The organism is Kitasatospora sp. NPDC042419, assembly GCF_056437345.1.
Genome location: NZ_JBWKAW010000077.1, coordinates 1 through 8,679, shown reverse-complemented (window position 1 = coordinate 8,679; position 8,679 = coordinate 1). Strand labels below are relative to the sequence as shown.

The following is an 8,679-nucleotide window of genomic DNA, read 5'->3' as shown; positions in this document are numbered from 1 at the left end:
CAAGACGGTCGCCCCGCTGACCCCTCCGGCGCGTGCGTGCACCCGGGCGAGGTCGAGTTTCCGTAGCCGAGGTCAGGCGGACTTCGGCCGCCGCGTCGCGGTCCTCTTCGCCGCGGTCTTCTTGGCGGGAGCCTTCTTCGCGGCCGTCTTCTTCTTGGGCTTCGCGGGCATCTTGTGCACCGTCGCCTTGCCCCCGCCTGCCGGGGCTTCGCCGCGGCGTTCACGCGCGTCCGCGACGGACTTCTCCAGCGCGGCCATGAGGTCGACGACCGGCGCGGCGGCCTTCTCCTCGCCCTCCGACGGTTTCGGCGCCCGGTGCTCGGCTTTCGCGTCGATGACCTCGTGGAGCGCCTCGGTGTAGTGGTCGGCGACGTCGAGGTCGTCGAGGGAGTCGACGGTCATCGTGTCCATCAGGGTGAGGGCGCCCTTGATCTCGTCCTCGGTCAGCTCGGTCTCCGGCGGGGCGAGCTCGACGGGGGACCGGATTTCGTCGTCCCAGTGGAGTCCCGACAGAACGAGAACGCCATCCATGGGCCGGAGCAGGCCGAGACGCTCGCGGCCGCGCAGGGCGTACTTCGCGACGGCCACCTTGTCGTTCCGCTCCAGCGCCCTCGTGAGCAGCACGTACGGCTTCGCCGACACCGGACCATCGGCCCCCACGTGGAAGGAGCCCGCACCATGCTGAATGGGATCGACCTGGTCGGCGGGGACGAACGCGACGATATCGATGGCCTTCGCCGTCGGCAAGGGCATGTCGGCAAGGTCCTGATCGGTGATCGGGATGATCACGTCCTTGCTGGCCTCCCAGCCCTTCCCGATCTCGTCCTCGGTCAGGACCTTACCGTCGATGTCGCACGTCTTGCGGTACCGGATCCGGCCGCCGTTCTCTGGGGGTCCCCCATGTGTTGCGTGACGTTCCGTAGCCCTCCCTCGTTGAGCAGGGCGAGTTGATTCTCTGGGGGTGTTGTTCTGCGGTGATCCGTGGCAGCAACTGTGAGGCGAAGGGGCGGGCATGGAGGCATTTCGCGTACAGATGCCATCGGGCGATGCCTACTGGACCGTCGTTGATGACGATCTCCAAGTGTTCAAGGAGGCCGACCGCTTCCTGAGAGCCCTGCGGCTCAACCAATCGCGGGCGGAATCCACCACCAAGTCGTACGCGGGGGCCATTGTCCTGTTCCTTCGCTGGGCGCAGGCCACTGGCCGCGACTGGAAGACAGCAGCCCGCGACCTCAGCTCCTTCATCCTCTGGCTGAAGTGGCAGACCTCAAGGCCGGAGAGCAGCAGAAACCCTCCCCGATCCGGAACGGAGCCGGCCCGAGGGACTCGGCGCATCAACGTCGTCCTGGTAGCCGTCCGGGGCTTCCTGGCCCATGCGGTCACCGAGCGCTCAATCCCTGGATGGGTTCTCGAGCAGCTCTACCAGGTCGGGGACACCCGAGATCTACCCGCCCAGGCCCAGTCCGACGATGGGCGGATGCGCGCGCGGTTGCGGGCTCAACACCGTCTACCCGAAACGGAGAGCGAGGTCGACAGAGCCAGCGATGAGGAGATCGTCGCCATGTTCCGGGCCTGCCTGTCGGCCAGGGACAGGCTGCTGGTGCTGTTGCTGTCCCGGGTGGGGCTTCGGCGAGGGCAGGCGGCCGGCCTCCGCCGCAGCGACGTACACCTGCTGATGGATTCCAGCTTACTGGGCTGCCGGGCTGAAGGTGCTCATCTGCACGTCGTCCGTCGGCAGAACCCGAACGGCGCCTGGTCGAAGTCCAAACGTACGGTGGTCCTCCCCGTGGACTTTCTGGTGGTTCAGGCCTTCGACCAGTACGCGCTGGAGCGTCACGAGCGGTTGGGCGCCGCGGGCAGCGACTTCGTGCTGGTCAATCTCTTCCGCGAGCCACTGGGTGCCCCGGTCACTCCCGATGCGATCGGCGAGACGATCGAGAGCCTGGCCCGTCGGGCCGGTCTCGTGCGGAAGATCGCGCCGCACATGATGCGGCACGCGATGGCCAGCAATGTGGCCGATGCCGGCGGCAGCCTCGATGAGATCCAGATGCTCCTCGGGCAGAAGCATGCCGAGTCCGCCCGCCCCTACCTCCACCCGGCGTCAGCTCGGCTGCGTGCCGCAATCGACCGAGTTCCTTCTCCCCGAGAACTCTCCGCCGAGGAGCAATCGTGCCGTTGAAGGCCGTCTCAAGTGTGTCACCCAGCACCGACGGGAACACCAGGGCCGCAGCAGAGCTGCAAGCCGCCTTGGAGCCGAAATTCCTGACCCTTCTCGGATGGAAGTGGGAGGAAAGAGTGATGCTCTTCCCCACAGACCACCCGCAGTTGGGCTCCCCCGTCTGCCGGGCGAAGGGGTGCCTCCAGACGAGCGTTGGGCGAGGGCTGTGTTCTGGCTGCCGAACCCGCTGGAGGGCGGCCGGCAAGCCGGCGTTGGATGAGTTCGCGGAGACGGAGCAGGGAGCTCGACGGATCATCGGTGTTGAGGACTGCCTGGTATCGGGCTGTGAGCGCCCCTTCCGTTCACGGAACACCCCAGTCTGCACAAGCCATATGGGCTTCATGCGACGCCGAGGGGCTACGTTGGAGGAGTTCCTCGCCCTCGATGACATGGTCGGGCTGCCAGGATTCGGCCCATGCGAGGTTTCCTCTTGTCATCGGAAACGAGACAGCAATTCCTCTCCTTACTGTCACGCACACCGAGTGCGCTGGCAAAGCGTAGTTTCTCGAGGTGTCGCTGAACCCTCTGGCGAGGGGAGCTGGCGGCTCACCGCGGCCCCTGTCACCGCAACGAACGAGGTGAGCCTGCGAGGGCTTCCCGACCGGCTCGTTGGGGAGATCCTCTACGGAGTGCAGGAACGCACACAATCTGGCCTTCATACGCTCCACTTCACGTTGCGTACTCTCACAAACAGGCTGAGAGAGACGGAGGTTCAGTCCCTGACCGCGGTGGATCTCGCTCAGCTCTCGCGCGGTGTGCGCGGGCTCTGCAGCAGCCTGGTCACGCTGGTTGGCCGAGCTGGACGAACGCCCGAGAGTGAGCGGCTGAATGACGTGTGGGACGGGGCGGTGTTCGGCCACGCTGGACGCTTGAACTTCACTTCGATCCACCAGCCCTGGCTTCGAGAGGCCGTCAAGGAGTGGGCTTTCTTCACGCTGCCTCAGCGTCGTGGCAACGTCATGGCCACGGTTCAGGATGTCGTCAACGCATTTGTCACTCTCTCCGAGAGCCTCACGGTTCAGCGTAGCGATAGGGGTGACGACATCCGAGCTGTCAGCCGACTCGACGTGGTTGCCTTCCTGAACCGCCTTTCCTACCTCCAGCAGACCGAAGCGGTGTCCGCGAAGAGGCGCGTGAGGATCTGCCGCTACCTGGTCAATCATCTCGGCAGAATGAAGTCGCTGGGGATGTTCCGGGCAGAGAGACCTCTCCACGGGTTGCCCGAAGACTTCGCCATTCTCCCGGAGGACGTCCCGGACGACCCAGAGGACTCCGAAGCCGGTCGGGATCTCCCCTTGCAGGTGATGCAGCGCATCTGTGACCTGTTGCCCACATTTGGCGGGTTCGGCCGCCATGGGATCGAGAACAGGGTTGCGGTCGAGTTACTGATCGACACTGGCCGCCGACCACACGAGATCTGCCAGCTCCGCTGGGACTGCCTCAAGCAGGATTCCGATGGCCAGCACGTGTTGATCTACAACAACTACAAGTCCCGGCGGAACGGTCGACGACTGCCGATCTCACAGGCGACGGCGCAAGTCATCCTGGAACAACAGCAGCGCACGAAATCGGAGTTCCCTTCTACTCCCACGAGCGAACTCGCACTGTTGCCGACGCAACGTGCCAATCCCCATGGACGTAAGCCGATCACATCCAGCTGGCTCTCCAGTCGACACAAAGAGTGGGTGCAGTCTCTCCCTGAGTTCACCGCTCCTGCCCAGGTTGAGGTGGATGGCGTCCTGGTCACCAGGATGCAGCCCTTCGACAAGTCGAAGATATTCCTCTACGCCTACCGGCACACCTACTGCCAGCGGCACGCGGATGCCGGCGTGCCCGTCGATGTGCTGCGTATCCTCATGGACCACCGGTCTCTGGATACGACGCAGGGGTACTACCGCGTCACGGAGAAGCGGCGGCGCGAAGCCGTGGACCGCGTTTCCACCATGCAGTTCGACCGCCATGGGAAGCGTGTCTGGCGCCAGGCCAAGGCGCTCCTGGACGACGAACATGCTCGCCGAGCCGTCGGTGAGGTCGCCGTTCCCTACGGTGTCTGCACCGAACCCTCCAATGTTGCTGCGGGCGGAAACGACTGCCCGGTCAGGTTCCGCTGCGTGGGCTGCGGGCATTTCCGTACTGATGTCTCCTACTTGCCTGACCTTGAGGCATACCTTGCCGATCTACTGCGGAATCGCGAGCGCCTAACGGCAGCACTGGATGCCGATGACTGGGCCAAGGCCGAGGCCATGCCCTCGGACGAGGAGATCAGCCGAGTCCGGCGACTGATCAAGCGCGTCAAAGACGGCATGGACGATCTCGATTCCAACCAGCGAGCGGAGATCGAAGAAGCGATCACCGTTGCCCGCCGTGGGCGTCAAGGCGTCATGTTGGGCATGCCGCGCGTCCGCCAGCCCCTGCCCGACCTGCGTCCTGCGCGGCCCGCATGACATCCATGAGCGAGGGCCGCTCCGAGGAGACCGCCCGACGCCGAGACCGAGTCCTCAAGGCGATTGCCGCAGCTGTCGGCTCCGGCGAGGACGTATCCGTCTCAGCTATCGCACGAGCGGCCAGGGTCGACCGGTCATTCTTCTATCGCCATCGCGACCTGCTGGAACGCATCCATGCCGCCGCCGCAGCCCCTTCGCCGGCCTCAGAGGCCGCAGCAGTAACGCGCACGTCCTTGCAAGCGGACCTGGCCAACGCACTGGACCGCAACTCCCGGTTAACTCTCCGGGTTCGGCAGCTGGAACGCAGGCTCTCCGAGTCCCTGGGCGAACAGGTCTGGCGCGACTCGGGGCTCGGGGCCTCCGTCGACATCGACCAGTTGCAACGACAGATCGTCAATCTCCAACAGCAAGTAGTTGACCTGCAGAGCCAGCTCGACGAACGAACGGAGGACTTGCAGGCGGCCCGAGCAGCCAATCGTGAACTCACGCGTTCACTGAACCGACCCGGTGATCGTCACGTTTCCGCATGATTCACCTGCCCGTCGAGGTGCAGCGGCTGCTTGGGACACTGGTGCGACTCGATGTCTCAGGGGGACGGAACGTGAACCGACGGCATTTCGGCCTGGCATGCGCGTTGATCCTGGTGGTGTCAGCCACTACGACGGGGTGTTTTGGGCGGTACTCACCCTGCCCGGGTGATGGCGCCCGTCCAGAGGAGCTCAGCAGCAAGGACCTGCCCGGTTCCTACCGAAGCCCGGCTGGGTCCCTGACCCTCGACGGCGACGGAACGTTCACCGCAGTCGGCTGGCCGCGTGAACTTGACGGCGCCAGTGGCGACCCCCGCAAGAGGACTGGCAGTGGCACGTGGAAGCTGTCCGCAGCCGGCGATTCCGACTGGCCCATCTCGTTTACGTTTCACAAGATCAGTGGCTACTGGGACAGCCAGGTGGAGCACGGTCACTACGGCAGTGGCGTCTTCGTCAACGGCACCCGAGACAACCCCAGCTTCTACGAGTACGTCGGCGACCCCGACAACTGTGACCTCAACACCTTCACGCGCACCAAGTGAGCGGCTTCAGCCCTCGGGGCCTCCCGCCATGCCGTGAAATCCGCCTCGCCCCACCCACCTGAAACGTCCGGCTGTCGCCGAGTGTCGGGGCGCCCGCCCTCGGCTTAGCCTGAGGGTCCCAGGGAAGGAGCGCGGCATGAGAGCGACCTGGAAGGGGGCCATCTCGTTCGGGCTGGTCACGATCCCCGTCCAGCTCTTCACGGCCACGGAGGAGCACGACATCCCTCTGCGCCAGGTGCACGAGAAAGACGGCTCCAGGGTGCGGCTGCGGCGCGTGTGTGAAGTCGAGGATGTCGAGATCCCCTACCAAGAGATCACCAAGGGGTACGAAGCCCCTGACGGCAGCATGATCATGCTGTCCGACGAGGATCTCGCCGATCTCCCTCTCCCCAGCAAGAAACTCATTGACGTGCTGGCCTTCGTAGACGCCGACAGCATCGACCCGCTGATGTTCTCCAAGGCTTACTACGTCGGCACCTCCGACCGCGCGGCGGCCAAGCCCTATGCCCTGCTCAGAGAAGCTCTGACCCAATCCGGCCAGATCGCCGTCACAAAGATCGCCATCCGGTCGCGGGAGTCGCTGGCTGTGCTCCGAGTCCACGAGGAAACCCTCGTCCTCCAGACCTGTCTCTGGCCCGACGAAGTCCGACCCGCTGTTGGCGTGGCCCCGGAAGAGGACATGACGATCCGGCCGCAGGAACTCCAGATGGCCAGGTCCCTGATGGACATGTTGTCGCAGGACTTCGACCTGTCCTCGCTCCATGACGAGTACCAGGAAGCCCTCCAGCAAGTCATCGAGGCCCGGCTCCAGGGCGTCGAACCGCCGCACGAAGAGGAGGCCGCCCCGACCGGCGGCAAGGTCATCGACCTCATGGCCGCCCTGGAGAACAGCGTCCGCGCAGCCAAGGAGTCCCGCGGAGAGCCAGTCGCCGAGAGGGAGAGGGAGGCCGAGGTCCGAACGCTGCCCGCTCGCAAGACCGCGAAGAAGGCCACGGCCAAGAAGGCGGCACCGGCGAGGAAGGCAACCGGCTCCACGGCGAAGAAGACCGACGCTTCCCCGAAGGAAGCCGGCGGGAAGAAGACCACCGCCAAGAAGGCCGCGACCAAGGGCACCGCGAAGAAGACTGCGGCCAAGAAGACCACCAAGCGCGCGTCCGCCTGACGCGTCAGCGCACCGCGCCACACCTGTTGCACATGGTCATGGTCACCCAATCAGCCCTGACCTGCCGCGATCCTCGCCAGATCAGCGTGCGACAACGTCTACCCCCAGAGAACCGCCGTCCTCAAGGTGGACCTGACGGAAGGTGACGCTGTGGGACTCCGTCGCTGCCGTGAGCACCACGGGTACCGTCACCAACCCGAAGGAGATCGCGCCCTTCCAGAGCGAGTGACCAGGCATCGACATCCTCCAGGCTGCCCCCCTGGGCGTGCCTCCAGGCTATGCAGATCCGGCCCGTGATCGCACGCCCCTGCAGCCCGTCCGCGAGCAGCCGGCTATCCCCCGTAGCCGTGGTACCAGAGGGTGACGGGTGGTGAATCGGAGGTCGCTGGCGCGTACTGCGGGGAGTGGTCCACTGCGGTGGCTTCCTCGTCTGTCATAGCGAGGGAGCGGGCGACCTGCTGGTCGCTCATCTTGGCGATGCGGCGGGCCAGGGCAGCGGCGTCTCGGTCCGGGAAGAGGGCGACGGCCCGGCAGAGAAGTTGGTCGCGCGCGGTGTCCTGCTGCTGGGTCATGGCTGCACTTCTACCAGGTCTACCTGCCGTCCTTCATCAGGACGATCTGCACGTCGTCGACGCCGTCCTCCTTGGCCTTGCGCGCCTTGTAATCCTCGGCTGCGCTCTTGCCGTAGGAGACGGCGGACTCCTGGCGCCCATCGCGACCGTCCTTGGTCCACGTCAGTCGGTAGCTCTCCACAAGGTCCTCCATCGCTTCTGGGGTGGGAGTTGCCCGGCGGCGGCATCGGCTTCAGGGATGGGCGCCGCCGGGCCCGTACAGAGTGTCACGCGGGACAGACAGGCGGCCTGGTGCCGGGGCGGTGGGGGAACGAGCTGATCATCCTGGCGGTTCGATCGCGGGGGCGGGGCCCAAACACCAATACTTACCCCATGGGGTTGCACTTACCCTATGGGGTAAGTAATGTGATGGGTGTCGGAAGGAGACAGCCTTCCGACACCCCGCCGGACGGGGCCTTGCAGGGCCCTGTCCGACAATCCGAAGGGTAGCCGCCATGAGCGAGCTGACGATCGTCCCCACCGGTGCCGCCGAGCTGCACCTCCAGTACCCGGGTCAGTCCGAGCCCCAGCCCGCGTACTTGGAGCTCGACCTCAAGAACGGCCGCCTGTACGCCGACACCGATTCGGTGGTCGGCAGCGGGGCCCCGTTCTCCGTGTACTACGGCTTCGACCGCCGCTACGGCATTCCCGCGCTCACCGGCACGGCTGCGGACCGGCTGATCGAGAAGATTCGGCCGTTCGCCGAGCGGATCCTGAACGACTGGACCGAGGAGCTCAACGCCCAGTCGAACTACGTCGCGGTCCTCGGCGAGGACGCCCTCGCGGCCGAGGACGAAATCGAGGAGATCGTCGGCCGGTACGAGGACAAGTACAGCGTTGACCCGGCCGAGCTGATCTCGGTGTGGGACCTGGACGGCGCGACCAACGGCTGCGAGGCCGAGGAGTTCGAGATCACCGCGAACACCACCGACGAGCGGCTCGACGAGATCGCTGCGGAGATCCGCGTCGGCCTTGCCGAGTGCGACGGCGGCGGCCGGACCGTGGAGACCGTTGTCGTCGAGGGCCTGGACAGCTACCTCCGGGGCCTGCGGGACAACGCGGACACCGACGACGAGGACTGACCCTCACCCGCCGCCCGCCCCGTCCTCAGCCAGGCCCGGCCGACCCAAGCGGCGGCCGGGCCTGCCCCCCCCCCTGAAAGGCCCGCCATGACC

9 protein-coding genes and 1 pseudogene are annotated in these 8,679 nt (G+C 65.7%); 6 read left to right on the top strand and 4 right to left on the bottom strand.

The window, feature by feature from the left end; translation table 11 throughout:
• Window positions 1–72: 72 nt before the first annotated feature.
• Window positions 73–1,014 carry a non-homologous end joining protein Ku gene (gene ku, locus AC067J_RS43735; protein ID WP_478308465.1) on the bottom strand — a complete coding sequence of 314 codons (942 nt, stop codon included), beginning with the start codon at window positions 1,012–1,014 and terminating at the stop codon, window positions 73–75.
• Between ku (AC067J_RS43735) and AC067J_RS43730 the strand changes: the two genes are divergently transcribed.
• From AC067J_RS43730 to ku (AC067J_RS43710), 5 genes are all read left to right on the top strand, one after another.
• Window positions 1,013–2,179 (top strand): tyrosine-type recombinase/integrase, encoded by a 1,167-nt coding sequence (locus AC067J_RS43730; protein WP_478308464.1) that lies wholly within the window; start codon window positions 1,013–1,015, stop codon window positions 2,177–2,179. The two genes, ku (AC067J_RS43735) and AC067J_RS43730, sit on opposite strands and share 2 nt — an antisense overlap.
• A 767-nt stretch (window positions 2,180–2,946) precedes the next feature.
• Complete coding sequence (locus tag AC067J_RS43725) at window positions 2,947–4,662, top strand: tyrosine-type recombinase/integrase (protein ID WP_478308463.1); 1,716 nt, start codon at window positions 2,947–2,949, stop codon at window positions 4,660–4,662.
• Window positions 4,663–4,667: 5 nt separating this feature from the next.
• The gene (locus AC067J_RS43720; protein ID WP_478308462.1) at window positions 4,668–5,192 is read left to right on the top strand and encodes a DUF6262 family protein; all 525 of its coding nucleotides are present in this window, start codon (window positions 4,668–4,670) and stop codon (window positions 5,190–5,192) included.
• A complete protein-coding gene (locus tag AC067J_RS43715; RefSeq protein ID WP_478308461.1) occupies window positions 5,189–5,731 on the top strand; it encodes a hypothetical protein in 543 nt (180 codons plus the stop codon). The genes AC067J_RS43720 and AC067J_RS43715 overlap by 4 nt, the downstream gene beginning before the upstream one ends.
• A gap of 136 nt (window positions 5,732–5,867) precedes the next feature.
• Window positions 5,868–6,893, top strand: coding sequence for a non-homologous end joining protein Ku (ku, locus tag AC067J_RS43710; protein ID WP_478308460.1), 1,026 nt, complete (start codon window positions 5,868–5,870; stop codon window positions 6,891–6,893).
• A 105-nt stretch (window positions 6,894–6,998) separates the two neighbouring features.
• On the opposite strand, the pseudogene AC067J_RS43705 reads toward ku (AC067J_RS43710), so the two are convergent.
• The 3 genes and pseudogenes from AC067J_RS43705 to AC067J_RS43695 form a co-directional block, all read right to left on the bottom strand.
• Window positions 6,999–7,130: pseudogene (locus tag AC067J_RS43705) on the bottom strand (non-homologous end joining protein Ku); the annotation flags it as partial.
• Window positions 7,131–7,225: 95 nt separating this feature from the next.
• Complete coding sequence (locus AC067J_RS43700; protein ID WP_478308459.1) at window positions 7,226–7,465, bottom strand: hypothetical protein; 240 nt, start codon at window positions 7,463–7,465, stop codon at window positions 7,226–7,228.
• 19 nt (window positions 7,466–7,484) lie between these two features.
• Window positions 7,485–7,646 carry a hypothetical protein gene (locus AC067J_RS43695; protein ID WP_478308458.1) on the bottom strand — a complete coding sequence of 54 codons (162 nt, stop codon included), beginning with the start codon at window positions 7,644–7,646 and terminating at the stop codon, window positions 7,485–7,487.
• 313 nt (window positions 7,647–7,959) lie between these two features.
• Here AC067J_RS43695 and AC067J_RS43690 point away from each other — a divergent pair, with 313 nt between their 5' ends.
• A complete protein-coding gene (locus AC067J_RS43690) occupies window positions 7,960–8,586 on the top strand; it encodes a hypothetical protein (RefSeq protein WP_478308457.1) in 627 nt (208 codons plus the stop codon).
• Window positions 8,587–8,679: the final 93 nt, after the last annotated feature.